We start from the raw sequence: 25,567 nt of genomic DNA, 5'->3' as shown, positions 1-25,567 counted from the left end.
GTGCGAGGCCTACCAGGCTGGCAGGCCTGTTGTGTGAGACAAGTGCATGGTTGAAAGTTGCGAGCCTAGGCGAGGCGGTTTCTAGGAGGAGAGGGGTGGATTTTCGTCCTCCTATTCGGTCCGCATGACGTTCGTATGGCTACGACATGAATCCCTTGGCCGCAATCAGGTCGGAAGGATGCATGACAGGCTCTTCAGCAAGAAGTTCGGGAGCTGTAGCAAAGATGAGCTTTGCCGCATCTCCAGTCATATGTGCCGAACGGCTCTCCGCGTTTTGAAATAGATCAACCAGAAAGACAGTTTCCGGATCAGCATTGGAGCGAAGTACCAGCCAAAGCGGCGTACCCGGCTCTTCCTGCACGTGAGGCAGGGCAGCGGCGATTAGGTTAGCGAGTTCGGAGCCGCGATTTGGCTTTGCTTTGAAAGAAATGACACCTGCAACGATCGACATTTTGTACTCCTTTGGGAGGTACGGAGTGCGGTGTCCGCTGCCGCCTCAGATTTTGAGCGCACGAAAGCAATCAGCGCGTGCGGACACGCAATTCGCTGTTGGCTTACGAAGGAAATATTATTGGGCTGCGCCTGGCGCGATCACTCCAGCTGAATGGCTCTTCGACCAAAGAGCATTGCCAGGAGAGCAAAGATCAGAGCGACTCCGAGATTCCATCCCAGGATCATGACGGTCGCATCCATAGGATGAAACATCGAGAGTGCGTTCGCAGTGAGCGCAGAGACCGCAAGGCTTGCCATCAGGATGACCGGCATCGGCCGGAAAGCGGCCGAGTAGCGGAGCATCGCAAACATTGCGAGCGATAGCGGCAGGCTGGTAAGAACTAACGTGGCCAGGCAACTGGTAGCAATGCCAAGCGAAACGTCGCCATGACGGACGGGAACCCACCCTTCCAGGCATTGGTAGCCGATATTTGCGACCCAGAGCAGAAGCGTCGGGAGTGGGAGCAGCAGCCAACGCCTGGAGCGGTCAGGAAGGCTGACCATGAACGTCGCAATGGTAGCGAATACTCCGGTCAGTAACGATGCAAGCATTCCAATGAAGAAGGAGGGCTGCTGCATCTTCTCCATAAAGTTTGGACGAACACCCTGCATGACAGTCAAGAGGCCCAAGACGACCGAGGCCAGCAAGAGCCAACGGCTGGCACGCACCCAGGGCGAGCGCAGACGCTTCACGGGCGTCACATTATTTGTCAAAGAGGAAATCAGGTCAGAGGTCCGCATCGTCACTCTCCCCCTCCGCCAAGAATTTTACGTAAACCCTTCATCGCACGATGTGTCGCAACTTTAAGCGAGGTTGTGGAGAGGCCGCTCCGCGCTGAGGCTTCTTTCAGGGACATCTCCTCCAGCTTAAGCATTCGGACCGCCGTCTGCTGTGTCGGAGGTAGATTCTGGATAGCATCCTCCAGGAGTTTGCGGTCTGCCAGTGCATTGATCTCGGATGGACCCTTGGAGTGGATGTGCTGATCTGGCTCAAATGCCTCCTCCCGATGAATCTCGCGGATCCTTCGGCGAAGGCGATCAAAGATGCGGCGGTTGGCAATCGCCACCAGCCAGGGACCAAAGGGGCGAGAAGGGTCGTACGTTTGCCGGATTACGTGGACGGTCAACAGAATGTCTTGAACAGAGTCTTCTATGTCGCGAGGGTCGCGGTGCCGTTTGGATGCGAGGTGGCGAAGATAGGGCGTGATCTGCTCAAGCAGGCGGCGATATGCTTCGGTGTCACCATCCTGAGCGCGTGCCATCAGAATGCTCCAGTCCAGATCGCGTGCCTCCGGGTAGGCGGCATTCTCTGCGCTTCCGGAAGAGGACTCCAGTCGCGGCACAATCTGCATCCGATCTGATTTAGGAGAGGTCATTCGCACGCGCTCACTGCTGCTGTTTCCATGAAACCACGGGTTGGTCTTTCTCTGTAATAGATAATTGCCTGCGATTTCGTGCCGCGACTTGCATTGCAAAGTCTAAAGAAAGCTTGCCAGGGCCCAGGGCCAGAATCGCCAGTGCGATGGCGGCCCAGTAGAGGTGGAAATTGGCCCAGCCATCGGGTGCGACCAGTTGAATCACGCCCGTCATGATCAGTAGTCCGAGAGCGGCTTGGCGAGTGGCCAGTCCGAGGACAAGCAGCGTCGGCAAAACAATCTCGGCGACGGCAACAACATAGGCTGTCACCACAGGTGAGGGAAGGCTGAATGCATGACCCAACAGGTGCAACTTGAAGACATCTTCGAAGAGAAAGGGGGTAGCAAATGCAAGATGAGGGAATCCATCCCATCGGGTTTTGCCCGAACGAAAAAACGGGAGCGCAAGTGCAACTCGCAGGACAGGAGGCGCCAGCGTATGTCCCAGGGAACGCAAGCTGCCCTCTATTGCACAGAGAAGAGCTAGCGGCTTCGACGATCCGTCTTTCATCTCAGCGTGCATCATTCTGTCTCCCAAGGTGGTTTGTCGGATCGAGTTGAAGGCCTTTGACTGCGTTTGACTCCATGAGAAGCACAAGTGCGGCGGCAGGATCGAAGTCGGAGATGCACTCAAGCACGCTCGCTGTCGCAGAAAGAACAGTCTCACCGCGTATTAGCTGTTGGATCCAGAGTGCATGGCTATGGAGCAGACCTCGCACCTCTACGTGCGACCGCGGACGCACGATCAGAACTTCTTCTGCCTCGCTGTCCGCAAGGGCAATCTCTGCGGGTTCGATATCTCCCAGATTCATACGCCATATCGTCAGCGCAGGATATTTCGAAGAGACCAGACGAGTAGAGGGATGAAAGTGAAATCGCAGCCCAGGCAGGTCCTCTGGCGCTATGGTCTCGAGCGTACTGACAGCAAGAGGCTCGGACTCCTCTGCGTGATACGACTCAACCCATGCATACTCCATCCTTGCAACATCGGGAAGATACGGTAGATCCTTCACTGGCTCGAAGCGCTCGAGAAAGCCTGCAAAGGAGGCGCCATACGAGATCAGGACGGGGCTCTCCGGCGGATGCTGTGTGGCATACATTCTGGCCATGGCGAGAAAAAATTCTTCTCCAACAAGGCGGCAGACTGCAGGATAGGTGCCGCGCAAAGCATCTACAAGGCCGACAATTACGTTGTTACGATACACGCCAAAACGCCGCACACTTGGTCTGCCATCCGGGCCGACCAGTCCAGAAGGAATACTCGCGGTGGGGTCGAGGAGGGCCGCCGCGAACTCATATTGACGTTCATGCAATGAGGTCACAAAACGCTCCTTCGGCCGCATGTGAAAACAGGATCTCTTCGGCGCGTCTGGCTTCGCGCTGTAGGACGGGCCAATCCGGAAGTTCCGTGTCCCACTCGATCAACGTGGGCACGTGGCCGATCTTTGCAACGGCTAATTCGTATAACTGCCAGACAGTTTCGTCGACAGGACGATCATGCGAATCGATTAGAAGCGGACGGCCGAACTCATCCAGCTCATCGGCATGACCAGCAAGGTGAATCTCCTCCACCGAATGCAGCGGATATTCTTTGAGGTACTTCGCCGTGTTCCATTGTTGATTGGTGCAGGCAACAAAGACATTGTTGATGTCCAGCAACAGCCCACACCCTGATCGCTTTGCCACTTCAGCTATAAAGTCTGTCTCCGCATAAGTGCTTTCTTCGAAGGCAAGATATGTGGAAGGATTTTCGAGAAGCATCCGCCGCCCCAGCGCCTCCTGCACTTCATCGATATGCTCGACGACTCGGGAGAGCGTCTCGTTCGTGTATGGGACGGGAAGAAGATCGTTGAAGAAGCCTGCGTTGTGAGAGGACCATGCCAGATGCTCAGAAAAGAGTGCAGGCTGGTAGCGGTCAACCAGGGCTTTCAGTCGCTTCAGATGCTGTAAATCAAGCGGGCTATCGGCGCCAATCGACAAGCCTACACCATGAATCGACAGAGGGTAGTATCTGCAAATCTCTGATAGATATCGGTGTGGAGGTCCACCAGGTCCCATGTAGTTTTCAGCGTGCACCTCGAAGAAGCCCATCATCGGACGTTCTTCCAGGATGCGAGCGTAATGCTCAGCCTTCAATCCAACGCCCGCTCCATAGGGCATTCTCTTTGTGAACGAATTTTGCTTCGAAGAGTGCATGACGCCTTTGCCTTAGCATTAATATTGGAGTGGTCGATATAGGTAGAGCGCAGCGGCTAACGCTTGCCGGCCGCTGCGCTGCAGAAGAATTCTGTAACCTGTTATGCCTTAGGGCTAAGAGTGCCGTTGCCCTTGGGCGTCTGGATCGCGGTGCATGTTCCCTTGGGAACCAGCCTGAATGCATTGCCTTGATAGTCCGCGGTGCTCGTCCCTGCGCACGTTGTTCCTGCGCCGGCAAAGCAGTCGTTCTTCCCTTTGAGGGCAACGCCAAAGCAGGGCTCAACCTTGCCGGACTTAACCAGCTTGGTGTTGTGCTCTCGGATCTTCTGCGCCTCAGGACTTGGAGCATCCTGGGCGTGCGCGACGAGCGCAGGATTGAGCACGGTTGCGAATGCGCCAAGAATAAGGGTGGACAGGACACGGTTGGTCATAAATTCAATCTCCTAGTGAGTGCTTTACAAAAATGATGTGGGCACGTCGGTTACATTCTGCCTACCCACTCACTAGCAAGGTTCGATCCAGAGGCGGAAAAAGTTACCTACGGACCGAGAAAATAATTGTGGAGTTTGGATATGGGCCGAGAGAGGCGTCTCGCTAAGCTTGGAACTGCCCGTGAGGTTCTCGATAAGTTCTGAGCTGAAAGCCAGGTGCGGCAGAGCCGGTCTGCGGTTTCTGCCGCACGTAATAGAAGAAGACAATATCTCTAACGAGTGCGAACGGCGCTGCCGCGTGGCCCGCTGCGACTCACTGTTGCCGTGCCAGTGCCGCGCCCTGAGACATTGCGGGTCGCGGTTTGTCCATTGGGGCCAGTCATGGTGCTCGAGCTGCCCCCGGCATAACGAGAAGTTGAGCGAGAGGCAGTGTTGCCATTGGGGCCAGTTGTGGTGGCGTTGACATCGCCCGTGCCACGTCCGCTCACAGTGCGGCTTGCGGTATTGCCATTCGGGCCGGTCGCGGTCACGTTTGTCTGGCCATCCTGCCGAGTGGCAGTGCGCATCGCAGTGTTGCCGTTGGGACCTGTGGCCGTGGTGGAGGTGCTTACCTGTGCGAACGCAGCCGAAGCACACAGCACAGAGACTGCAACGAGAGAAGACACTTTGTGTTTCATTAAACTCTCCTGAGATTAAAATTTTGGCCAGTGCATGCCTGCGCCGACTTACTCATTTGGAACCCGGAAAGCGTGACCTGTTGCGCTGAGAAGTGTAAGGAAGTGTAGAAAGCAATTTATGCAATCGGCAGCAGAACGCGGACGATCAGACCTGAAGTGTCTTTGCGATTTTTGGCGAAGATGTCGCCGTGGTGAAGCTCCGCAATTCTCCGCGAGATGGAAAAGCCAAGACCGCTCTCACCGTCTTCCTGATTGCGCGATTCGGAGACTCGGTAGAAGGCATCGAACAGGTATGGTAGCGCTTCTTCGGGAAACCCTGGGCCGTGGTCCGCTATGCGTATTTCGCAGCAGTCGGGCATCGAAGAGTTTCTGTTGGGCAGCATTGCAGAGCGACGATAACGTAGTCCTCGTATGCTTGGTACGACATCCGCCATCGGTTCATATCAAAAGCCTACTGGCAGGGTCCAGTGTGGACATGTGCTGAGGCTTCGTTCGAGTCGCAAATGTTCCCATCACGAATCGTCAACGTTTTCCAACGAGGCTTGGCACTCATCTACATTCGATCATTGAGTGAGTTGGCGATGATGTGCTTATCGAGACAGACATGCAGATTTTTTACCTGCGCGGCCCCTTCAAAAGCTCCTGACATCTCCTATCTTGACGTCTGGATCTTTCGAACCACGACGTCATCCGGGGTAAGCGATTTTCCTGTACGAGAACGCAGCGCGAGTGGCCCAATCGGCTTGCCGGATGCCCGCTCGACTAGGGCCGAACGCTCTTCCCGCGGAGCAAACAGAAAAGCTTCTCCCCATTGCCTGAGCCCCACGATCACATGAAACAGACCGCGCCCCTTTTTAGTCAGCTCGTATTGCTGATAAGCACTGCCATCCTCTCCAGGCACCACATGAAGAACGCCATTCGATACGAGCACCTGAAGGCGGCCAGCCAGCACACTTTTGGAAAGTCCGAGATCCCTTTGAAATTCGCCGAAGCGGCGCATTCCATCAAATGCGTTACGAAGTATCAGCAGCGACCAGCGATCTCCAATGATCTCAAGCGACCGCGCGACCGGACATGTTTCTTTTGTTGGCTTCATTTGAGGCTTCAAGCATTCACTCCAATTGGTTTGATTATCGAACCGGATTCTGTATGATTCAAGTGGTTCTGATTTAGAACCACTTGGAGTGAATCATGTTGTGCGCAAAACCGCCGGCAGCCTGTTCGCGGATTGAGATTGAAGCAAGCCACACCGGGCAGCTTACAAAAGTTACTCTGTTGCTGTTTGCCATAGCTGCCGGGATCAGCGTCGCGAATATTTATTGTGCCCAGCCGCTTCTTGACTCGATGGCGCAGGAGTTCGGCTTCAGCCGGTCGTCGGCCGGCTCGGTCATCCTGGTGACCCAGATTGGCTATGCTGTGGGACTTCTCTTCGTCGTACCTCTCGGCGACCTCTTGAACCGCCGGCGGCTCGTCTTAACTCAACTCTCGTTGTCCGCAATTGTGCTTGCTCTTGTGGGTCTGGCTCCTTCGGAATGGCTGTTGCTCATCGGCCTGTTCTTCGTTGGGCTCCTGGCCGTGGTGGTCCAGGTATTGGTGGCATTTGCCGCAAGCCTTGTCCCTCCCGAGAAACGCGGTCGCGCGGTCGGTACGGTAACCAGCGGTGTCGTGCTGGGCATCCTGCTGGCTCGTGTAGTCGCAGGAGCTTTGAGCGATATAGGAGGCTGGCGGGCCGTCTACCTTACGTCGGCGCTGCTAACTCTGGTCTTGGCCGGCACGTTGTCTCGAATCATTCCGGATTCCGGGTCCGAAATGCGAAGTTCGTACGCGCAGCTTCTTCGCTCAACCTTTGCGCTTTACGTCACAACTCCTGTCCTGCGTGTCCGGGCAGCAATTGCACTGCTGCTGTTTGCTGCATTCAGCACGCTGTGGACCTCTTTGGTGTTGCCTCTAAGCGAGCCGCCGCATCCACTCTCGCATACGGCGATTGGCTTATTTGGGTTAGCAGGCGTGGCAGGCGCAGTTGCCGCCGGAAGAGCAGGACAACTGGTTGATCAGGGGTGGGGACAGTGGACGACCGGTATTGGCCTGGGGATTCTGCTCATCTCGTGGATATGCATTGCATGTCTGCACCGATCACTTCTGGCGCTGGTCATTGGAATTATTCTTCTCGATTTCGCCGTACAGGCGGTGCATGTAACGAACCAAAGTATGATCTTCGCTGCACGGCCTGAGGCAAAGAGCCGCCTGGTGGCTGCATACATGGTGTTTTATTCCGTTGGTAGCGGCGTCGGCGCTCTCGCCGCTACCAGAACATATGCAGCTTTTCACTGGGCTGGTGTGTGTGCGCTGGGAGCCTCTTTCAGCATGGCAGCTCTGGGAATCTGGGCTTTGACTACACGCGTGTCTCAGAGGTGAGAGATTTCAAACGGCGCGGGGCTCTTCGGCACACGATCTCATCTGGCGAGAACAGGCCAACGCACTCATTCGCGTTCGCTCGATGAGCGCATTAGCGATTTTCGAGCCGGGAAGCGCGTTGTCCGTCATTAATCCTTCATCGCTCGAATCACTTCGATGAGATTACTCAAAGGATCTGCAAAGAAGGCGACTCGAAGATTTATGTTCACCGATCCCCAGTACCGCAAAGTCTCATTTGGTGTTATCAGGGCAGTCTTTTAGAGGCATTCCCAATTGCCGCTTCAGGTCATCGCTGATGTGATTATGGTAACCCCTTCAGCCAGAATTGGTCCTCTAACCCTCTCCGGGGTGTTCCCCTTCTATTCCTCGTCATTTCCAAGATTTACCCGCCAAACCGTAGGGCTATCTCCATTGCAATGACAAAAAGAAGGCACAACGCGTAGCCTGGGAGTTGTTGGGGATCCAGTCTGAGCAGGTGAAAACTACCGCATCAAACACTGGATCATTCGTTCATCGCAAGCGCGCTTAGGGGCCTGGCTTTGTTTCTGCTCCAAAATGCATATGACCCTGCGAGGAGGAGGAAGAACACGAATGGTATCGGTGCATGAACGAAGTCCCGGCTTAGCAGGTGCGAAGCCGTAGCACCCAGAAACAGGATGCCGAAGCCTGCGTAGGCCCATTCCGTCCATGGGCGGTTTCGATCGATCAGGATGACGATCGCTCCCAGGATCTTCGAAAAGCCGAGGATCTTCATCAGGTAGAGCGGATATCCAAGCAATTGGTAAGACTGGACGGTAGCCTTCGCACCTCCCGCAAAAAGTTCGGGGAACGCGGAGCCTGCGGTGGGCAGAAGCACGAGCAACGTCAATATCCAGTACAAAATTCGACTTGGTTTCTGTGTGTTCATTGTGACCTCCATTTCATGCGGTTGTACGAGTCCATTTGCGTCACTCCATCCAGCGGGATGTTCTGCGCCCAGCCAGATATGAGGCCACAGAGATAAGGCACAGAGCTATGACATCAATGACTACCTGTGCGGGCAAACCCAGGAGATAAGCGCTCGGAGTATTGAACTCGGGATCAACGAAAGCGGTGCCGGGATACACGATTGCCAATGCCTGCGTAACCCAGTACAGGGCGGCAAACGAGGTGGTTGCGATCAGCGTGACACTTCTGTCCTGTGTTTTGCTTAGGGCGAAAAAGATAGTAAGCGCCGCGAGAAAGATGGAGAACATGAGGGTCTGACCATCATGAAATTTTGCGTGGGGCGGCCAGAGAGGATCGAGCAGGTGTGTGCGGCTATAGTCGGCGATGTGAGCGCCGACGACGAGATAGAGGCTTACGAAACAAAATAGGATACGACTGACAATCGGCATGCGCATCGATGTCTCTCCTGGACGGAAACGTTCAAAACCCAAATGGAAGGGCAGTGATCGGCCTTTCCATTAATGGTACCAATTAGTACCATTAAACAGATGAAGCTTGGTGAAGAACGATGCAAAATAGAAACTGATGGCAAGACCGAAATCCAGTGGACTCCCGAAGGCAGTAGAAGAGCAGCTGCGCCTGACGCAACTGCTCGATATTGCGGCGGAAGTTTTTTTCGAAGTGGGATACGAAGCGGCGAGTACCGCTGAAATCGCGGCTCGTGCCCACTCATCGAAGCGTGCCCTCTACTCTCGCTTCAGCAGTAAAGAGGAGTTGTTCCTGGCTGTCATCGACCATCGCACATCGAAGATTGCGGACCGCGTCACCGAGCTCTTCCAGGAGGAGCGACCCATCCGGCCGCTGCTGCTCGATGTAGCCAGGGAACTCCTTCGATCCCTACTGAGCGACGAGCACACGGCGCTCATACGTCTGGTGTACGCGCAAGCGCCGCAATTTCCGCAGGCTGCCGAGTTCATGACAGAGCGTGGTCCAGATCGCGGCATCGCGAAGATTGCGGCCCACCTGAAGGAGCAGGCAAGGCGAGGAACGCTGTCTATTTCCGACTCGCAACTGGCCGCCCAGCAATTTGCGGGGTTGCTGGTAGGGGACCTGATCCATCAAGCCTTGCTGAGACTTGACGTTCCTCGGTCACAGAAGGCGATGGAGGCAAGAGCGCAATCTGCTGTGGAGGCCTTCCTGAAAATCTACGGAGCAGCGTGACTTGATGCGATAGCCGATTAGCCGTGATCAATGGGAACAATCCTCAGGAGGACCTGCTCCCATTTTAAGAGCCGTGTGACGGATTGACCCTACGGAATAACGAAGGCTTGCTCAAGTTAGCCTATAAAAGTTGGCGAACCGGCATAGCCTCGCCAAGTCTGCTCGCGACCAGAGCTGGTTCAGCCGAGTTTCCATATAGACGAAAATTCGACTTGATCCGAGCGTTGTGTGCTTGCGCCCTCAGACACAGCTGCTTCAGCCTCCGCCCGGTCGGGCGCGTTTTCCAAATCCACAATCCGGTCGTCGCCTGGGAAACTTCCCCTGATCGGCGTCAGCCCCGTCGACGACATTCTTGAGGTCGCCCAGGGATGAATCGTCTGTTGTGCAAGAGCCATCGGTGAATAGAACGCGCACAACGCCGACAACACGCAAAGCTTCATGTAAAACTCCACCACAGCTTAGACGGTCTGATGTGCATTTTTGCGAAATTGGATTGGCAGCGATCGGAACAATTCTGGTGCTGCCGTTTGTTGCGAGGTCGATGGCCCTTTAAATATATCTATGCGTTCGCCACAATTCATTTACGTACGGGGTCTGGATGATGCGAATAGACGGCCGTCCAAAGCTTACGAAGAAATCCCGGGATATTCGTGGCGACAATCTTTGCCTGGTTTAAGATTCCAAAACTCGAAAAGGTTTATGTGTGCGAAGAATTCCACGCATCTCGTAATGGAAGATGTGCCGATCACCGATCGGGCACTTGCTCCGGTAGAGTCTCTGTCTTCTCCTGTGAGAGCAGAATAGCGGCAGCGATCGCAAGTGCAATACCTATAGCCTGCGCAACAGTCAAATGCTCATGTAGAACCACGATGGCAAACGCCACCGTGGGTAGCGGAAAGAGCGAGATGAGTGAGATAACAATCGAGGCTTTGCCGCCGGATTCGAGGGCCAAGAAACTAGTGAGAGCCCCCAGGCCATTGAGCGTTCCGCCAGAGACGGCGAGCCAGAACGTTAATCGAGAGACGTGCCAGTGCATAGGTTCGAACAGAATCAGAGCTGCAGAGATGAGGACCATCGCACATGTAAACCATAGGAAAGAGAGTTCGCTGGAGATCCGATTGGTCGATAGCTTCTGCGTAACGCCACTTATACCCCAGAGCAGCAGAGAAACGAATACAAAAAATAACGCGGCAGCTGGCATGAATGAACCTCCTAGGCACTTAGTAAATAGATAGCGATGAACGCAAGCGCAAGCCCGAACCACTGCTCAGTGCTGATCCTCTCGTGCAGTACGATGACTGCAAGGACGACGGTCACCAGCGGAAAAAGCGCAGTCGTCGGCACTACGATTGAGGCTTTACCGCCAATTTCAAGGGCACGAAAAAATGCAATGTTGCCCACGCCGCCAAGTAAGCCGGTGAAGAACGCCCATGCTATGCCACTGCGTCGCTGATGGCCACCCCGGATACGCGGTGAACGCAGCACAAAGAACATCAGCGGAAGAAGACCCAGAGTAAAGAAAATCTGGTTCGTATTGGCATCAATGCCATCGGAAGCCACTTTGGATGTTGCGCCCCACGCTCCCCATACAAGAATGGTCAGAAGCGAATAAAAGAGCCAGGCAGGCAAGCCAAGGAAGAAAGCACGCCGGGTATTCGAAGATGCTGGAGCGGAAAGGTATGAATTGGGGACCGGACTCTGAGACATAGGCTCCATAGGAAAACCTTAAAGAGGAAATGTTCCTGCGGTTGGATTGAGAGTGCTCCCTGTGAGAAGGCGCGGTAATATCAATGCGAATTACTGCGACTCTTCCTGGAAGAAGACGAGGTCAGACGAGATTGGAACGGGCAGCGAGACGTCCACGCCCGCCTGCATGAGCGCCAGGCCGGAGACCACAACGTCGCTGCTGGAGCCGCGGTCATGGAAGGTGAGACGGTAGGACCTCTTCGGATTGATACCCTGCAACTGGAAGTGGTGCACGCTTTCAGTTGTTGTCGAACCATGAAACGCAAAGAGAACGCCACGGCGGGATTTCGGATCAAAATATTCCATGCCGTCCCAATGAATACCATCAGGGCGCTCCGATACGTGATACAGATCCGCATTGCGGATGAGCGGGCGGAGCTTGTCTTTGTATAGCGCGAACTCCTCGCGCGCGGCTGCGTAATCGTCTGCGGTCCACTTTGGAATGGTAACGAGTCTGCTGATGTCGAGCGTATTTGGGTTGCCTGCCAATGTTGGATCAAACATGAGTGAGAACCATCCCATCATGCCGCTTCGCAACATGTAGCGGAAATTTTCAATGCGGGGGGTCGGCCATCTATCCACGTAAGTTTCGAGCATCGCAGGAGGAAACACATAGCTGGCGTCAAAGAAAGCCCGCCGATTCGAGAGTGGGTCGTACGTATCGGTAATGGATATGTAGTCGCCATGAGCTGCGCTTCCAAAGTCCACCATTCGGCCACCGTCATTACAGATTTCAAACATCAAAGCAGGGTGTTGTTCGCGTAGATGCGAATAGATTTCATAGTACGATCGCACTGCGTGATAGCTCACGTCTGTTGAATTGGAGGATTCAGGCATGGCAAGACCGTTTCCTTCCACCGCCGTAGATGTTGGCGGCAAATTAGAAGCCGCGTGAGGATGATCGAGGCGGGAGCAGCTATTCGCAACGAGGTAACCATCATGCTCAAGCATGTCGAGGTGGTTATCGCGCACAATCCGCTCTATCTCATGTAGCGTGTAATCCTTGACGGCAGGTACTCCGATATCCATCGTTCTACCGACGAACGAATCCGGTTTCCAGTCCGGAGGTGTATCTGCAATAAGCCAGTCTTTAACTTTGGGATCATTGACGTTGAGGGAGCCAGGTTCTGTGCCAATTCCGGCCTGTGCCCAATTCACCCACATGCCAAACTTCAAGCCTCGCCTATGAGCTTCGTCAGCGATTGGAGCCAGTCCATGCGGAAATTTGCTGGGGGATGGATACCAATCGCCAACTCCCTTAAACCAACCAGCATCAATATGGAGCATCTCAAGCCCAAGTTGTGCTGCTTGGTCAATCATTCTGTAGGCTTGGGTCTCATTGATTTCCAAGCCCTCTCCCCACGTGTTGCTGGTCATCAGGGGATAGGATAGATTTTGTACGGTGAGCGGATTGTTAAGTACTTGCCGCACCCAGCGCCTGAGAATGTTTGCGGCCCCGTCAGGTCCGCCACTGAAGGTACCCAGAAAGACCGTGGGGGTTTCAAATGACTCGCCGGCTAGCAGGCGAGTTTGAAAGGGGCCAGGATCTGGGTTTAGACCGACTTCGCCCCGTACTGAACCCCGGTCGCGACCCAAAGTAATGCGAGTGCGACCGCTAAACTCCATGCCTATATACCAGCCTGAGCGGTCTCCTCTGGAATTGCTCACCAACGCGTAGGGAATCATCTCGCGCGACTGGTAGCTCACAGGATTTGCATAGCTGGTAGAAGTACCAGTCCAGGAGTCGCCCGGGTGAAGATCATCGAGATGGGTGCCAACGCTCGAGGGTGTGCCGCTGCCTTTTTCTACCCATAACCGTTGTAGGGACTGCTTCGGATCGACTTTCCAGTCAAAACGAAAACTCGGCTGTAGGGGAAGCCAAACTTCGCTCTGGCCGAGGTTTTGAATAAAGATGGTGTGCTCGATAGGCCCTTTGTCGGCACGGACGCGCCATTGCCACGTGAGTCGCAGATGTGGTGCAGCGACCGTCTCATAAATCAAGCTAACTGTATCGGCGGAGGCCGTAACTTTAGACGTCTGCAGGTGCCATCGCAGCGGATACATAACCCCGCCGATGTCGACGTGGTCGATGAGCGCCTCCGAAATCTGATTTCGCCAGCGGTCGCTATTCTGATTCTGTAAGCGAACCTCTACAAGTTTAGGAGCGTCTGAGCCTGCTTCCACCGTGATTGCTGTTTCGGCGCTGCTCAGGACAATCTGTTGCGGAGTGGCGGCAAGGGTATTGGCCGACAGAGCTAAGATTGAGAGCGCAACAGCTGTCAGTAAGATTCCGCGTTGTCTACGCTTTCTTTTGAACAGATAAAGCATATCCTGCATAATTATTCCTTCTTTCCTTTTCATGAGGTCTACCTCGCGGAGCTTGAGAACGCGGCTTTAGCAACGCGTGCGGCTGCACTCGTCGTACCGAGCGATCTACAGTAATAGAACTGCCTTGATGAGGCCTTGGGAACGATTGCGGACTGCATCGTAGGCCTGCGCTCCATTCTCAATGGGGAAGCGGTGGGTGATTAGACTCTTGAGGTCGAGCGCCCCTGATGCGGCCAGTTCAACCACATCCTCCCAGCCGTTTCGATCGCAGAGCGCACCATACACAACCAGATCTTTCAGCACGATCTGATTAATGTCGAGACTGTCGATAGCCTCTTCGTGGACGCCGTATAACAAAACCCTCCCGCACGGCCGTACTGCTCGTAAAGCATATTGCGTACTAGCTGACGTACCGGCGCAGTCCAAGATTACGTCATACGGAACGCTGGAGTAATCGGTGGAAGCATCGTTCAACGGAGCTGATTCATAGGCGTCTGCCAGCTTCAGATCCCTCGCGATGCGAAGCCGGTCCTGTATTGAATCGCTAAGGGTAATATGCCCGGCACCAAGGATGCGCGTCAGTTGACTGGCGATCATTCCAATTGGTCCGGCACCCAGAATAAGCACGCGGTCTTTGGGCTGGATACCGCATTTACGAACGGAGTTCCATACTTCAATGTCCAAGACGGCGGCTTCTTCAAATGAGATGGAGTCAGGAATTCGATAAACGTTGCGCTCAGGTACGATCAGGTAGTCTTGGCAGGCACCGTCGCGATTAATTCCTAATTCATATCCATTGGGGCAAAACTGCGAGCGACTTTGTTTGCAAAGCTCGCACTTACCGCAGCCAACTACTGAGTCCACGGTGACCCGATCTCCAACTTGGACGCGATTAACATTCTTACCCACCGTGGCGATTTGCCCCGCGATTTCATGTCCAAGCACCATTGGTGGGTATGCACCTGGAAGCGCGCCCTTCATTATGTGTATATCCGTGCCACAAATGCCAACTGCTTTGATTCCAATAAGAACCTCACCTTCTCCAGGTTGGTTCGGACCGGATGGATTTTTTTGCAATCTTACGTCTTCATTGCCATGCCAAATAAGTTGTCTCATACACTCTCTCTCCAATCCGAACTTGCTCTCTGATGATTCACCGAACGCATCCCGTATATGCACGGGAACGGACCCAATAGAGTCCCTCAAAAGAGCGAAAAGTCGATACATCTATCGATTGCCAATGGTGCGTTGAAGTAGGCGAAATACCTCCACCTGTAACCGCCGCAAAACGTTGATTAAAGGTTTATGGAGCTGTTTCAAATCGCGCTGTTTATGTGTGCAGTTAAACCGAAAGGAACAACTTTCCTGTCCATTGAAGCTGCGGCTTATGTGTGATCAGGAAGCCTCACTTTGTACTCCCGCACCCCTTGAATGCCAAGGTTCAGGTGAAAGAGTTGCCCACCAATATTTTTTCCGCCAGTTGCATAGCATGCGGGAGCAAGCGATAGTGCGTCGCTCATGCTGGCCGAGGTGATGAATATATCGGTCAGATCAGAACCTCCAAATGTAAGTGAGGAGGTTTGAGTGGCTGGCACTGAAATTCTCTGTACCTCGACGCCGTCGGGATCGTAGCGGACGATGCAGCCGCCAAACCACTGGGCGGACCAAACGAAGCCTTCTGCATCCACAGTAAGTCCATCTGGAATACCTTGGTCCGCTGGAACCTTTATGAAGTTCCGACGGTTACGGATCTGCCCGTCCACTGCTCGGTAGTCATAGGCATAGATGATTCGCTGTGCGGAGTCTGTGAAATAGATCGTTGAGCGGTCGGGGGAAAAGCCGAGCCCGTTTGCGAGATGAATGCCTTCGTCAACAATATGTGCGGACCCGTCTGGGTCGAAGCGAAACAGCTTCCCAAGGGGATAATCCCCGTGTGGATTAAAAAAACAGGACCCTGAAAAAAGACGTCCTTCGGGGTCTGCAATGCAATCGTTGAGCGCGCATTTTTGGCCGTCCACTTCGGATGCGATGAGGTGAAAGTACCCTCCTTGTTTCCATCGCCATAGTCCATTGCTATTGACGACGACCAAACCGCCTCCTTCATGTAGAGCAAGTCCGCTGACCTCAACATCCTCCAGAACAATCGAGTGGGAACCTGATGGCCAGTCGAGGTGAAAAACTTTGCGTCCAGCAATGTCTGCCCAGTAGAGAGACATGCTGCTGGGTTCCCATAGGGGGCATTCTCCGCAGAGATCTCCCATCCTTGCAACGATCTGAACAGCGGTCATGGCACACTCCAAAGGCGTCCGGTAAGGGGGCTGGCCCGCTAGGCTTGCAAGCCGCCTTACCTCTGGACTTAACTAAAATAAAACATAAAAGACGGGATTAATAAAGCGTTATCCATAAACATTTGCCAATGATTTTATTAATGTTCTTGACATAAGGCATAACTATCCGGATGATTCAATCATTCAAGAAATCAACTTCACCGATGACTAAGGAAAATACATATGCCAGGTCGTGTCGAGGGAAAAGCCAGGAGGCGTGTGGATTGCGAAATGAACTGTATGTCCACCGTCGGGAAGGTGTCGTTAGTTTTCTTTTTCTTTTTTTTTTTTACGTGTGTGACGGGGTGGGGTGCGGTGGGGGGGCAGATTTCCGGTATCGTCAGCGATTCGACCGGAGCCGTGATTCCTGGAGTAGATATCTCGGTTATTGATACAGCGACAGGCGTAGTGCGGCACGGAAAGTCGGATGCACTCGGTCTCTACTCCTTTCGGGATCTGCCCGTCGGCCGCTACGATCTGGAGTTAAAGAAGGAAGGGTTTCGCGGCCTGAAGAAGCAAGGCCTCACAGTAGATGTGAATGCGGTGGTCGACACGCCAGTGACACTCGAGGTCGGTGCTGATACAGAGACGGTCAGCGTCAACGCAGGCTCCGTGCAGGTAGATACAACTAGTACACAGATGGGTGAAGTGATCTCGGAGCAGAAGATGACGACTGTGCCGCTGAATGGGCGAAGCTATCTGGATCTGCTGGCATTACAACCGGGTGTTTCGCCAACCTCATCAGGAGAGTTCTCTGGCGGGGGGACGCTCTCGGTCAACGGGGGGCGCGAGTCTGCCAATGCATTCATGATCAACGGTGGGCTGGTAGAAGAAGGAAATCAGAATAGTGCGGGTATCGTTCCCAATCTCGACTCGATAGCGGAGTTCCGAATTCTGACAAATAACTTTGACGCAGAGTATGGCGAATTCAGTGGCTCACAGGTCAATGTCATTACTAAGTCCGGAACCAATAGCTATCACGGTAGCGTGTTCGAGTTTCTCCGCAATACTCTGCTCGATAGCCGCAATTTTTATGCTCTCGACCGAGCTAAATATATTCAGAGCCAGTTTGGGGCTACTTTTGGTGGACCGATCCTTCCCAAGCGGCTTTTCTTCTTTGTCGATTATCAGGGAACCCGTCAGGACATCGGGCAAAATACTGGCCTCATTCCTGTACCGTCGGCAAGCAATCGCCTAGGGGATGTATCAGATCTAAGTAGTCAATTGTCCGGCACAGTCAAAGGAGACTACTGGGCAAGTCTGCTGTCGCAGAAACTTAGGTATAAGGTTGCTGCCGGCGAGCCTTATTATTCGTCGGGTTGTACGTCTACCGCAAGTTGTGTCTTTCCCAATGCAGTCATTCCAAGCAATGCGATTAGTCCGATAAGCACGAACCTTTTGGCGTACATTCCTCAGAGAAATTCGGGAAATTATTTCACGACTTCTAGCTACAACAAGCTAAATAATGATAACGAGGGGGCTGTCCATATCGATTGGACGGCTAAATCGAATGCGATTTCAGGCTACTTTTATAAGGATCAGGCAGAGAGTACGGAGCCCTATCTTTCCTCCACGCTTCCCGGATTCAGCGATACCGTCTCTAATCGCTCCATTATGCTGAATGTCTCCGACACGACAACGATTAATTCATCCATGCTCAACGAGTTCCGGATCCAATACTTTCGGTTTTCGCCAAGCACCATTCCTTCCGGCGGTGTTGGTGTGAGCCTTGCTTCCCTCGGCTTTCCATCGGATGCAACCGGAATCGTTCCGCAGAATCCCGCTGTCGAAGGTGTTCCGTCCATTACGCTCAACAACTATACCTTTGGTGTGGATACTTATTTCGCGCCTAAGTGGGTTCATAACACGTACGAGATCATGGATAACTTCTCGATTTCAAAGGGAAGGCATGACATCAAGTTCGGGGGCATGGCGAATTATGCCAAAATATCACTGCACTTAACAGCCGATAACAACGGTTTGTTTGCCTTTAGCGGGGCGGAGACCGGCAGCGACTTCGTAGATTTTCTGCTGGGAGCCCCGTCCGGGTTCGATCAGGGCGTTCAGGCGCCCATGTATGCGCAAGCTAAGTATATTGGTCTCTATGTCCAGGATACATGGCGGCTGAATTCTCAACTTACGTTGAACTACGGTTTGCGCGAAGATATACCAACGCCATGGTCGGAAGCACAGGGGCGGATCGAAACCATCGTGCCAGGATTGCAGTCACAAATATTTCCTGGAGCCCCAAAAGGCTGGGTCTTCCCCGGAGACCCTGGAATCCCGAAGACCCTGGCACCCACGCGCTATAAGAACCTAGCTCCTCGCGTTGGCTTGGCTTATGCTCCGAAGGCGACGAGCGGACTGCTGTCGCGATTGATTGGAACTCCCGGCAATACAAGTATCCGAGCTTCGTTTGGAATTTTCTACACTTCCTTTGAAAACGTAGGAGGTCAGAATGAGGCCGGAGATGCACCGTACGGCAATTTTTGGGCAAGCCCCGCGCCGCCGCTATTCGCCACACCGTTCGTAAATCGGCAGACCGGGTTTGACAACGGTCAGCGTTTCCCAGTTGACATTCCAACGGCGCCCTCTATCAATAACCCGAATACAACTTTGAATTGGGCTCAGTTTCTTCCCATTTCAGGTTCGCCCGGGTTTTGGTATAAAAATCGAGTTCCTTACGCCGAAGACTATAGCCTATCTATCCAGCGTCAGCTCGGCCCCAACAGCCTGTTCATGGTGTCCTACGTTGGTACACAGGGCCATGCGTTGCTGAGCAACATGCAAGCCAATCCAGGCGACGCGGCATTGTGCCTGAGTGTGAGCCAGGCCAGTCAGGTGGCGCCAGGAAGCGCCACTTGCGGCCCCGGGGGGGAGAGTGGCGTGTACACGACCAACCGCGGCACGGTGATAAATGGCACGCGTACTACTCTGGGCCCGAATTTTGGCAGCGACAACTATGAGATCACGATCGGAAATTCTAATTACAATTCGCTTCAAGGTACTTGGAAATACCGAACGGGCCCAATAGAGTTCCTGGTGGGTTATACGTGGAGTAAGTCGATCGATAACTCCTCCGGCTATAGCGACCTGATCAATCCCTTTAACCATCGTCAAAGCCGAGGGCTTTCAGCATTCAACGTATCTCAAAACCTGGTAGCCAGTTATCACTATGAGTTGCCGTTCGATACGCTTACAAGGTCTAACCGACTGACTAAGGGATGGACGTTATCAGGAATAGTCCGCTTCGCTTCGGGGCAGCCTGTGACTATGGTTGAAACAGACGACCAGTCTCTGACGGGAACAGGCGGTGGCGGTGGTGGCGGTACTAACGATGTGCCCAACTATAAGCCAGGTTCCCTTCAGCGCGGAGCCGATCCTCGTGCCTGTGTGAAGAATCCTAGCTGCAAACCATATTTCAATACGAGTCTCTTTTCCCAGGAGACAGAGGGTGTCATCGGCAACTCCATGCCCAGGTTCTTCAGCGGACCCGGTATCAACAATCTCGACGCAGCGTTGATGAAAGACACGCGGCTGACCGAGGGCAAACGTCTTGAGCTTCGTGTCGAGTTCTTCAATGTGCTCAACCACGCACAGTTCCTAACGCCTTCTGGAAATATCAACAACGGAGCGTTCGGATTTGTCACATCGGCGCGTGACCCACGAATCGGACAGGTGGCGATGAAATTTCTGTTCTGAGTAGCTATCAATGCGGCTGCGAAGTTCTTATGAAAATCGCGAACTTCCGTCCGTCAGTGCGTACCAGCTTCTTCAGTCAGTGGGCTGAGAGTCTAAATTATGCGCATTGTCGATTGAACATAATGCGAAGTCCAAGTAGGAAAGGATTGGGTCAAAGTGAAAATAACTCGGGTTGAAGCGATTTATGTTCGGCTACCGCAGGTGAAAGAGCAATGCGATAGCGGGCAAGATGTGATTATCGTACGTGTGGAGACCGACGCTGGCATCACGGGTATCGGCGAAGTGGACTCCAATCCTATGGCTGTGAAGGGCGTGATCGAGGGTCCATTCTCGCATACCATCACGTCGGGACTTGGTCATCTGGTAGTGGGAGAAGATCCCATGGAGACCGAGAAGATATGGTACAAAATGTATCGGTCCAACATATACTCGGGCCGACGCGGCATAGCTATTCATGCCATGAGCGGCATTGACATGGCTCTATGGGATATCAAGGGGAAGGCTTTGGGGCTTCCAGTGTGGAAGCTCCTGGGGGGAGGATTTCACAAGACAATTCGTTGCTATGCGAGTTCGTTGTTTGGAGCGACTCCTCAGCTGACCGGAGATATCGCGAGGCGCTACCGTGACATGGGCTTCACCGCAGTGAAGTTTGGCTGGGATCCGATGGGGCAAAGTGAGCAAAGCGACATCGCGCTGGTGCGTGAGGCACGAAAGGGGCTCGGCGATTCAGCTGACCTCATGATCGACGCAGGTCTGGTTTGGGACGCCAAAACGGCGATTCGCCGCGCTAAAGCATTTTCCGATTTCAATCTCTTCTGGCTGGAAGAGCCGTTAAGTCCTGATGATTACCAGGGCTACCGCCGCTTGAGCGAGGCAACGGAAATAAGGATCGCAGCAGGCGAAGAGGAAAGTTCTCGACTCAGCTACGTTGACCTGATGGATGTCGGGAAGATCGACGTAGTGCAAGTAGATTTGGCTCGCTGCGGCGGTTTCACCGAAGCGATGAAAATTGCCAGCCTTGCTTGGGATCGTGGTCTACCGGTGGCAAATCACGGTTTCACGACCTACATCAATGTTGCCGCAGCCCTTCACTGGCTCAACGCTGTACCCAATTCGTTGATCTGCGAATTCGTGGCACAGGACGGAACCAACTTGCGGAACATGCTAACTCATCAGCAATTCACGGCGAAGGACGGATATCTTCAAATACCTGATGAGCCTGGTTTGGGAGTGGAGCTGGACGAGGATGCGGTGCAAAGGTATCGAGTATCGTGACGATTGATTCTCGATCTCCGGATTGGATAAGATGAGCAGCGACTTGGAACCGCGAAATGCAATGGAGTTGTCGAATGCCGCAGACCCACTCCATTGCGTGATAATCGAGAATGACAAACTTAGACTGAAGATCATGCCGGGGCTGGGCGGCAAGATCGCATCTGTGTGTGTGATGCCTGAGGGCTGGGAGTTGCTTCAGCAGCCCTTGAAGCCTTATGACTTACGCACATGTGACATGAACTTTGAAGACTCAGATGCAAGCGGCATCGATGAGTGCCTGCCGAGCGTCTCCGCATGCCATGCTGTCACACCAAATGGTGTGGTCTCGGTGCCTGACCATGGCGACTTCTGGCGGATTCCATTTGCCTTCATGCAGACCGGAAATGAAGTGACGCTCGAGGCGAAGGGATGGTCGTTGCCGCTTCTTTTTCGGCGGGGCATCCTGCTCGAAGAAAATACGATTAGGTTCACGTATTCGGTAGAGAATATAAGCGACCAAGCTGTGAAGTATCTTTGGTCAGCGCATCCGGCGTTTGTAGTTCAGGCCGGAGATCGCATCACGCTGCCAACTTCGATCGGCGAGGTGGTAGTGGAAGACAGCCAAGGGTTGCGCTTGGGAAAGCCAGGCAGTCGCCACAAGTGGCCATGCTTCGCAGATGAATCGGGCAATCGTGGGGATTTAAGCCAAGTGCTCGGCCCAGAGCAGGAGATAGCGGAAAAAATATTCTGTACGGCACCAGTTGAAGGGTGGGCCGCATTAGAAAGACTGGAACTTCAGCGACGCATCATCGTCCGTTTCGATCCAAAGCAAAGCCCCTACTTAGGGATGTGGCTTTGTTATGGCGGATGGCCGATAGAGGGGTCACAGCGCCAACAATGCGTTGCGCTCGAGCCATGTACGTCTCCGGTTGATTCCCTAGCCCAGGCCATTGCTATGGGACAGGCGAGCGAGTTGATGGCGCATGGCACAGAGGAATGGCAAGTCGTCATAGAGATTCATCCCCTAACATCGCAGTCGACGCAAAATGTATGAGGAGTGAGGCTTCTATAGCCGTTCCTTTTTCTTTAGAATGCCATGTCTTAGAAGAGCCGCCCGGGCATTTTAAAAGATTCGTAAAGCAGTCAAAGAGGCGTTTGTAAGCTTGATCGTCTTACAGAGACGAGATGCCGTAGTAACTAGCGGAGCTCAGAGTATTGGGTGCGCAATAACTAAGTACCAGTCTGGTAAGCGTGTGCGTATTGAATCACGCATCTTGGATGCGTTCTTATCAGTTCAAGCGCTGGTCGCTGAATATCGTGTATTTGACCGGACGAAGTAGTATGGCTATTGCATAGATTGAATATGTCGCTCTGCAAGCATTGTCCTGTGACAATGGAAGTTAGTTTGCTGGTTAGCTATCAATTTTCAGTCGATAAGAATAGCGACAAGATCATCGTCTCTTCGTCGACAAGATGGTCTCTATCGGCACTCTGATGTCCAATGCAGTATGTGAGACAATGAGATGATTTTTGCGTACAGCGATTGAGGAAACTACGGACCGTAATCATGTCAAGACTTCGCCTCTCTCAGCAACACACACTTCAGATTCTTCAGTTGATTCGATCTTCTGGCTCTATATCTAGGGCTGATGTAGTCGCCAGAACAGGGGATAGCCCGTTCCTCATCTCAAAGGTTTGTGATGAGTTATTGCAAGGGGAGTTCATCACTGAGGCAGGTGTCGGGGAGTCGACTGGTGGGCGACGGCCCACGCTTCTTTCACTGCGCCCGGGTTTTGGCCGTCTGGTCGGCGTGCATCTGGGGACCGTTAATGTTCGCATCGCATTGACGGATTTTCAGGGCAACACTATCGCGTACATAAAAGATTTGAGCCATGCGGCGGAAGGGCCGGACGTTGCCATGAACCACGTTATCAAATTGATTAACGGAATGGCAGAGAGTCATGGGCTTATCCCCTCAGATATCAACGGCATCGGGATCGGTATTTCCGGCGTGCTGGATCGGTCGATCGGGACCACGCTGTATTGGCCTAAACTACCCCGATGGGTAAATGTGCCCGTAAAGAAGATTCTGGAAGAACGCTATCAAACTCTGGTTGTGTTAGAAGACACATCACGAACAAGCGCTCTTGCGGAGGTCTGGTTTGGAGGCGCTCACGCAGCAAAGCACTTTATTTTTATCAGTATTGGCGCGGGGACAGGAGCAGCACTTTTCCTGAATGGCAGTTTGTATGAAGGCGTTGGCGGATTCGCCGGGGAGTTCGGCCATATTTCCGTTGCGGAGAAAGGACCCTTGTGTTCATGCGGGAATCGTGGCTGTTTGGAAACAATGGTTTCCGCTTCGTCTTTGCTTCGTAAGGCACGGCATGGCCTTTCTATGGGGCTAAGCAATACGCTGACGAAGCTTTCTCACGGGAATCCTCAGAATATTACTCTAGAGCTTTTGGCGCAGGCCATGCGTGAGGGAGATCGTTTTGCAACTCGCCTGCTTTCGGAGATGGGCGCATATGTGGGACGTGCAACTGTTGGATTGGTTAATTTACTAAATCCAGAACTAATCGTGATCGGTGGAGGTATTGCTTCGGCTGTAGGTGAACTAATTCACCCCGAAATCGAACGTGTTGTCCGAGAGAGCGCAATGGTCCAGTCAGTAAAGCAGGTGCAGATACGTATGTCAAAAATGGAGGAGAAGGATTGGGCTAGAGGAGCCATGCTGCTGGCTGCGGAAGAGGCACTCTCAAATTCGTTCGTAAAGTGGAGTGAATCAGGCCGCGCGAAGGCGAGCGCTGTCCCGTTTTCCGGATTAAAAGTACGGAAGAGCAATGCGACTAGCGTAAGCGAACTAACTCCAGGAACAAACTGAGTTCGATAAATACCTCTACCTCCTTGAAGCGCCATTGTGCTTCAGGGCCAGACTCCAGGCTTTCTCGCTTGTTTGGTGCTGGACTGCCCGATGTTTTGTGCCAGTGAGGAGTCCTGTAACGCAGCTTGATGGGCGCTTTCGTTTGAGCTCTGTTTGAGGAAGGTGTGCAGGAAGAGTGACTAGCCAGCCTCACGCTCTTGTGCGTTGTCACGGTTTTTGAGCACTCGACCGGCATTCTTGTGCACGAAGTTCAGCAGTGACTGCACATGTTTGCCGAGTTCGCAGCCGAGTGGCGACAAGCTGTACTCAACTTTTGGAGGCTTGGTGGCATGCACCTTCCTGCGCACAAAGCCGTCCATCTCGAGTCTGCGCAATGTTTGCGACAGCATCTTTTCGCTCACGCCACCGATAAGGTAGGCCAGTTCACTAAAACGGTAGCTGCGCTCCAAGAGGAGCACGAGCACGAGGGAACCCCATCGCGACATCACATCGTCGAGAATGATGCGAGTCGGACAATCTGCAGAGTGGAGATTCGCTTTCGGAACACGAGCAGTTTTTGTGGACTTTGGCCAGGGCATGAGACGAGCTTACCTCAAGGTACGTACTTACAAACGGTAAGCTGATCGCAGTACTCTTCTTCCAGTAGGCCAGAGAGGCTAACGGGAGGAACACATGATCGTTGTCACGGGAGCAACAGGACAGCTAGGCCGTCTTGTCATCGAGGAGTTGCTGAAAACGACAGATGCGGAAAACATCATTGCCGCTGTTCGTACGCCTGAAAAGGCAAAGGGCTTCGCAGATCGGGGTCTTCAGGTGAGGGAAGCGGATTACGCGCGGCCGGAGACACTCCCAACCGCCTTCGACGGAGCCTCCAGGCTCCTGCTGATTTCAGGAAACGATCTGGGCAAACGCGAAGAGCAGCACAAAGATGTCATTGATGCGGCGAAAGCCGCTGGCGTCAGTTTCGTCGCGTACACGAGCATTCTGCACTGCGACACCTCTCCAGTGTTGCTGGCGGCGGAGCATCTGGCGACCGAGCGGTACCTTCTTTCGAGCGGGTTAGCTTACTCTCTTCTGCGCAATGGTTGGTACTACGAGAATCAGACCGCAGCCATCACGCAAGCCGTGCAGAATGGTGCCTTCATTGGTGCGTCTGGCGACGGAAGGTTCGCTGCCGCTTCGCGTTCCGACTACGCAATAGCAGCCGCCAGGGTATTGACCAGGGAGAATCATGAAAACACGGTTCTAGAGCTGGGCGGCGATCAACCTTATACCCGCGCCGAACTGGCGGCAGAGGTAAGCAGGCAGACCGGCAAGGTAACTGGGTACAACAATCTCTCTGAGATGGAATACAAGAAAGTCCTGAGCAGTTTCCTGCCAGATGCGCTGGCTGCTGTCGTAGCAGACGCGGAGGCATGTGCGGCGCAGGGTGCACTGGATGATAGCTCTCGCACGCTGAGCCGCTTGCTGGGACGGCCGACGACTTCGCTCGCGGAAGCCGTTGAATCCGCGCTCAGAACGCCTCCAGCCTCTCACTCATAGAAAGCGTCTCGTC

Annotated in this window: 26 protein-coding genes; 7 read left to right on the top strand and 19 right to left on the bottom strand. The window is 53.5% G+C overall.

Annotation, left to right across the window (positions count from 1 at the left end):
- Nucleotides 1-139 precede the first annotated feature (139 nt).
- The 10 genes from PW789_RS03275 to PW789_RS03230 all read right to left on the bottom strand — a co-directional run bounded on the left by PW789_RS03275 (nucleotide 140) and on the right by PW789_RS03230 (nucleotide 6,307).
- Nucleotides 140-451: an antibiotic biosynthesis monooxygenase gene (locus tag PW789_RS03275; protein WP_299371206.1), complete on the bottom strand. Its 312-nt coding sequence runs from the start codon at nucleotides 449-451 to the stop codon at nucleotides 140-142.
- 140 nt (nucleotides 452-591) lie between these two features.
- Nucleotides 592-1,233, bottom strand: a complete 642-nt coding sequence (locus PW789_RS03270) for a DUF1109 domain-containing protein (RefSeq protein ID WP_299371632.1) — start codon at nucleotides 1,231-1,233, stop codon at nucleotides 592-594.
- Nucleotides 1,234-1,235: 2 nt separating this feature from the next.
- On the bottom strand, nucleotides 1,236-1,835 hold the full coding sequence (locus PW789_RS03265; protein ID WP_299371204.1) for a sigma-70 family RNA polymerase sigma factor: 600 nt from the start codon (nucleotides 1,833-1,835) through the stop codon (nucleotides 1,236-1,238).
- Nucleotides 1,836-1,878: 43 nt separating this feature from the next.
- On the bottom strand, nucleotides 1,879-2,433 hold the full coding sequence (locus tag PW789_RS03260; RefSeq protein ID WP_299371201.1) for a DoxX family protein: 555 nt from the start codon (nucleotides 2,431-2,433) through the stop codon (nucleotides 1,879-1,881).
- Nucleotides 2,420-3,229 (bottom strand): DUF2063 domain-containing protein, encoded by an 810-nt coding sequence (locus PW789_RS03255; RefSeq protein WP_299371198.1) that lies wholly within the window; start codon nucleotides 3,227-3,229, stop codon nucleotides 2,420-2,422. The genes PW789_RS03260 and PW789_RS03255 overlap by 14 nt, the downstream gene beginning before the upstream one ends.
- Nucleotides 3,213-4,067, bottom strand: coding sequence for a DUF692 domain-containing protein (locus PW789_RS03250; RefSeq protein WP_299371629.1), 855 nt, complete (start codon nucleotides 4,065-4,067; stop codon nucleotides 3,213-3,215). Before PW789_RS03250 ends, PW789_RS03255 begins: the two co-directional genes overlap by 17 nt.
- Before the next feature lie 137 nt (nucleotides 4,068-4,204).
- Nucleotides 4,205-4,534, bottom strand: a complete 330-nt coding sequence (locus PW789_RS03245; RefSeq protein WP_299371195.1) for a DUF2282 domain-containing protein — start codon at nucleotides 4,532-4,534, stop codon at nucleotides 4,205-4,207.
- A gap of 272 nt (nucleotides 4,535-4,806) precedes the next feature.
- Nucleotides 4,807-5,211 (bottom strand): hypothetical protein, encoded by a 405-nt coding sequence (locus PW789_RS03240; protein WP_299371192.1) that lies wholly within the window; start codon nucleotides 5,209-5,211, stop codon nucleotides 4,807-4,809.
- Nucleotides 5,212-5,327: 116 nt separating this feature from the next.
- Entirely contained in the window at nucleotides 5,328-5,570 is a 243-nt protein-coding gene (locus PW789_RS03235; RefSeq protein WP_299371189.1) for an ATP-binding protein, read from the bottom strand.
- A 293-nt stretch (nucleotides 5,571-5,863) separates the two neighbouring features.
- Entirely contained in the window at nucleotides 5,864-6,307 is a 444-nt protein-coding gene (locus PW789_RS03230) for a helix-turn-helix domain-containing protein (RefSeq protein ID WP_299371186.1), read from the bottom strand.
- Between the two features lie 179 nt (nucleotides 6,308-6,486).
- Here PW789_RS03230 and PW789_RS03225 point away from each other — a divergent pair, with 179 nt between their 5' ends.
- Entirely contained in the window at nucleotides 6,487-7,626 is a 1,140-nt protein-coding gene (locus PW789_RS03225) for an MFS transporter (protein ID WP_299371183.1), read from the top strand.
- A gap of 502 nt (nucleotides 7,627-8,128) precedes the next feature.
- Here the strand turns inward: PW789_RS03225 and PW789_RS03220 are convergent.
- Together PW789_RS03220 and PW789_RS03215 are read right to left on the bottom strand one after the other, a co-directional pair.
- Entirely contained in the window at nucleotides 8,129-8,488 is a 360-nt protein-coding gene (locus PW789_RS03220) for a DoxX family protein (RefSeq protein ID WP_299371180.1), read from the bottom strand.
- Between the two features lie 85 nt (nucleotides 8,489-8,573).
- Entirely contained in the window at nucleotides 8,574-9,008 is a 435-nt protein-coding gene (locus PW789_RS03215) for a DUF6640 family protein (protein WP_299371177.1), read from the bottom strand.
- A 130-nt stretch (nucleotides 9,009-9,138) separates the two neighbouring features.
- On the opposite strand from PW789_RS03215, the gene PW789_RS03210 reads away from it, so the two are divergent.
- Entirely contained in the window at nucleotides 9,139-9,774 is a 636-nt protein-coding gene (locus PW789_RS03210) for a TetR/AcrR family transcriptional regulator (RefSeq protein ID WP_299371174.1), read from the top strand.
- Between the two features lie 179 nt (nucleotides 9,775-9,953).
- Here the strand turns inward: PW789_RS03210 and PW789_RS03205 are convergent, their stop codons facing one another.
- The 6 genes from PW789_RS03205 to PW789_RS03180 form a co-directional block, all read right to left on the bottom strand.
- Nucleotides 9,954-10,214, bottom strand: coding sequence for a hypothetical protein (locus PW789_RS03205; RefSeq protein WP_299371171.1), 261 nt, complete (start codon nucleotides 10,212-10,214; stop codon nucleotides 9,954-9,956).
- Nucleotides 10,215-10,519: 305 nt separating this feature from the next.
- Complete coding sequence (locus PW789_RS03200) at nucleotides 10,520-10,975, bottom strand: EamA family transporter (RefSeq protein ID WP_299371168.1); 456 nt, start codon at nucleotides 10,973-10,975, stop codon at nucleotides 10,520-10,522.
- 11 nt (nucleotides 10,976-10,986) lie between these two features.
- Nucleotides 10,987-11,481 (bottom strand): EamA family transporter, encoded by a 495-nt coding sequence (locus tag PW789_RS03195; RefSeq protein ID WP_299371164.1) that lies wholly within the window; start codon nucleotides 11,479-11,481, stop codon nucleotides 10,987-10,989.
- A gap of 90 nt (nucleotides 11,482-11,571) precedes the next feature.
- Nucleotides 11,572-13,881, bottom strand: a complete 2,310-nt coding sequence (locus tag PW789_RS03190; protein WP_299371161.1) for an alpha-galactosidase — start codon at nucleotides 13,879-13,881, stop codon at nucleotides 11,572-11,574.
- 72 nt (nucleotides 13,882-13,953) lie between these two features.
- On the bottom strand, nucleotides 13,954-14,964 hold the full coding sequence (locus PW789_RS03185) for an alcohol dehydrogenase catalytic domain-containing protein (RefSeq protein WP_299371158.1): 1,011 nt from the start codon (nucleotides 14,962-14,964) through the stop codon (nucleotides 13,954-13,956).
- 269 nt (nucleotides 14,965-15,233) lie between these two features.
- Nucleotides 15,234-16,136 carry an SMP-30/gluconolactonase/LRE family protein gene (locus PW789_RS03180; RefSeq protein WP_299371155.1) on the bottom strand — a complete coding sequence of 301 codons (903 nt, stop codon included), beginning with the start codon at nucleotides 16,134-16,136 and terminating at the stop codon, nucleotides 15,234-15,236.
- A gap of 222 nt (nucleotides 16,137-16,358) precedes the next feature.
- On the opposite strand from PW789_RS03180, the gene PW789_RS03175 reads away from it, so the two are divergent.
- The 4 genes from PW789_RS03175 to PW789_RS03160 all read left to right on the top strand — a co-directional run bounded on the left by PW789_RS03175 (nucleotide 16,359) and on the right by PW789_RS03160 (nucleotide 24,012).
- Nucleotides 16,359-19,877 (top strand): carboxypeptidase regulatory-like domain-containing protein, encoded by a 3,519-nt coding sequence (locus PW789_RS03175; protein WP_299371152.1) that lies wholly within the window; start codon nucleotides 16,359-16,361, stop codon nucleotides 19,875-19,877.
- A gap of 156 nt (nucleotides 19,878-20,033) precedes the next feature.
- A complete protein-coding gene (locus tag PW789_RS03170) occupies nucleotides 20,034-21,152 on the top strand; it encodes a mandelate racemase/muconate lactonizing enzyme family protein (RefSeq protein ID WP_299371149.1) in 1,119 nt (372 codons plus the stop codon).
- 31 nt (nucleotides 21,153-21,183) lie between these two features.
- Nucleotides 21,184-22,185 carry a hypothetical protein gene (locus PW789_RS03165; protein WP_299371146.1) on the top strand — a complete coding sequence of 334 codons (1,002 nt, stop codon included), beginning with the start codon at nucleotides 21,184-21,186 and terminating at the stop codon, nucleotides 22,183-22,185.
- Nucleotides 22,186-22,698: 513 nt separating this feature from the next.
- Nucleotides 22,699-24,012, top strand: a complete 1,314-nt coding sequence (locus tag PW789_RS03160) for an ROK family protein (RefSeq protein ID WP_299371143.1) — start codon at nucleotides 22,699-22,701, stop codon at nucleotides 24,010-24,012.
- Between the two features lie 179 nt (nucleotides 24,013-24,191).
- Here PW789_RS03160 and PW789_RS03155 read toward each other — a convergent pair whose 3' ends face one another.
- On the bottom strand, nucleotides 24,192-24,590 hold the full coding sequence (locus PW789_RS03155) for a helix-turn-helix domain-containing protein (protein ID WP_299371139.1): 399 nt from the start codon (nucleotides 24,588-24,590) through the stop codon (nucleotides 24,192-24,194).
- A gap of 94 nt (nucleotides 24,591-24,684) precedes the next feature.
- On the opposite strand from PW789_RS03155, the gene PW789_RS03150 reads away from it, so the two are divergent.
- Nucleotides 24,685-25,554 carry an SDR family oxidoreductase gene (locus PW789_RS03150; RefSeq protein WP_299371136.1) on the top strand — a complete coding sequence of 290 codons (870 nt, stop codon included), beginning with the start codon at nucleotides 24,685-24,687 and terminating at the stop codon, nucleotides 25,552-25,554.
- Nucleotides 25,555-25,567 lie beyond the last annotated feature (13 nt).

The sequence above is a fragment of the Edaphobacter sp. genome (assembly GCF_028283685.1).
In the GTDB taxonomy this organism is placed as follows: domain Bacteria; phylum Acidobacteriota; class Terriglobia; order Terriglobales; family Acidobacteriaceae; genus Edaphobacter.
The sequence above is the reverse complement of the archived record's forward strand: the minus strand, read 5'-3'. Positions and strand labels throughout refer to the sequence as shown.

Coding starts and splice junctions, on each gene's coding strand:
- PW789_RS03270 (WP_299371632.1), bottom strand. CDS start 1,233: ATGCGGACCTCTGACCTGATTTCCTCTTTGACAAATAATGTGACGCCC.
- PW789_RS03180 (WP_299371155.1), bottom strand. CDS start 16,136: ATGACCGCTGTTCAGATCGTTGCAAGGATGGGAGATCTCTGCGGAGAA.
- PW789_RS03235 (WP_299371189.1), bottom strand. CDS start 5,570: ATGCCCGACTGCTGCGAAATACGCATAGCGGACCACGGCCCAGGGTTT.
- PW789_RS03260 (WP_299371201.1), bottom strand. CDS start 2,433: ATGATGCACGCTGAGATGAAAGACGGATCGTCGAAGCCGCTAGCTCTT.
- PW789_RS03175 (WP_299371152.1), top strand. CDS start 16,359: ATGCCAGGTCGTGTCGAGGGAAAAGCCAGGAGGCGTGTGGATTGCGAA.
- PW789_RS03210 (WP_299371174.1), top strand. CDS start 9,139: ATGGCAAGACCGAAATCCAGTGGACTCCCGAAGGCAGTAGAAGAGCAG.
- PW789_RS03190 (WP_299371161.1), bottom strand. CDS start 13,881: ATGAAAAGGAAAGAAGGAATAATTATGCAGGATATGCTTTATCTGTTC.
- PW789_RS03230 (WP_299371186.1), bottom strand. CDS start 6,307: ATGAAGCCAACAAAAGAAACATGTCCGGTCGCGCGGTCGCTTGAGATC.
- PW789_RS03185 (WP_299371158.1), bottom strand. CDS start 14,964: ATGAGACAACTTATTTGGCATGGCAATGAAGACGTAAGATTGCAAAAA.
- PW789_RS03250 (WP_299371629.1), bottom strand. CDS start 4,067: ATGCCCTATGGAGCGGGCGTTGGATTGAAGGCTGAGCATTACGCTCGC.
- PW789_RS03240 (WP_299371192.1), bottom strand. CDS start 5,211: ATGAAACACAAAGTGTCTTCTCTCGTTGCAGTCTCTGTGCTGTGTGCT.
- PW789_RS03160 (WP_299371143.1), top strand. CDS start 22,699: ATGTCAAGACTTCGCCTCTCTCAGCAACACACACTTCAGATTCTTCAG.
- PW789_RS03275 (WP_299371206.1), bottom strand. CDS start 451: ATGTCGATCGTTGCAGGTGTCATTTCTTTCAAAGCAAAGCCAAATCGC.
- PW789_RS03150 (WP_299371136.1), top strand. CDS start 24,685: ATGATCGTTGTCACGGGAGCAACAGGACAGCTAGGCCGTCTTGTCATC.
- PW789_RS03165 (WP_299371146.1), top strand. CDS start 21,184: ATGAGCAGCGACTTGGAACCGCGAAATGCAATGGAGTTGTCGAATGCC.
- PW789_RS03155 (WP_299371139.1), bottom strand. CDS start 24,590: ATGCCCTGGCCAAAGTCCACAAAAACTGCTCGTGTTCCGAAAGCGAAT.
- PW789_RS03205 (WP_299371171.1), bottom strand. CDS start 10,214: ATGAAGCTTTGCGTGTTGTCGGCGTTGTGCGCGTTCTATTCACCGATG.
- PW789_RS03215 (WP_299371177.1), bottom strand. CDS start 9,008: ATGCGCATGCCGATTGTCAGTCGTATCCTATTTTGTTTCGTAAGCCTC.
- PW789_RS03195 (WP_299371164.1), bottom strand. CDS start 11,481: ATGTCTCAGAGTCCGGTCCCCAATTCATACCTTTCCGCTCCAGCATCT.
- PW789_RS03200 (WP_299371168.1), bottom strand. CDS start 10,975: ATGCCAGCTGCCGCGTTATTTTTTGTATTCGTTTCTCTGCTGCTCTGG.
- PW789_RS03245 (WP_299371195.1), bottom strand. CDS start 4,534: ATGACCAACCGTGTCCTGTCCACCCTTATTCTTGGCGCATTCGCAACC.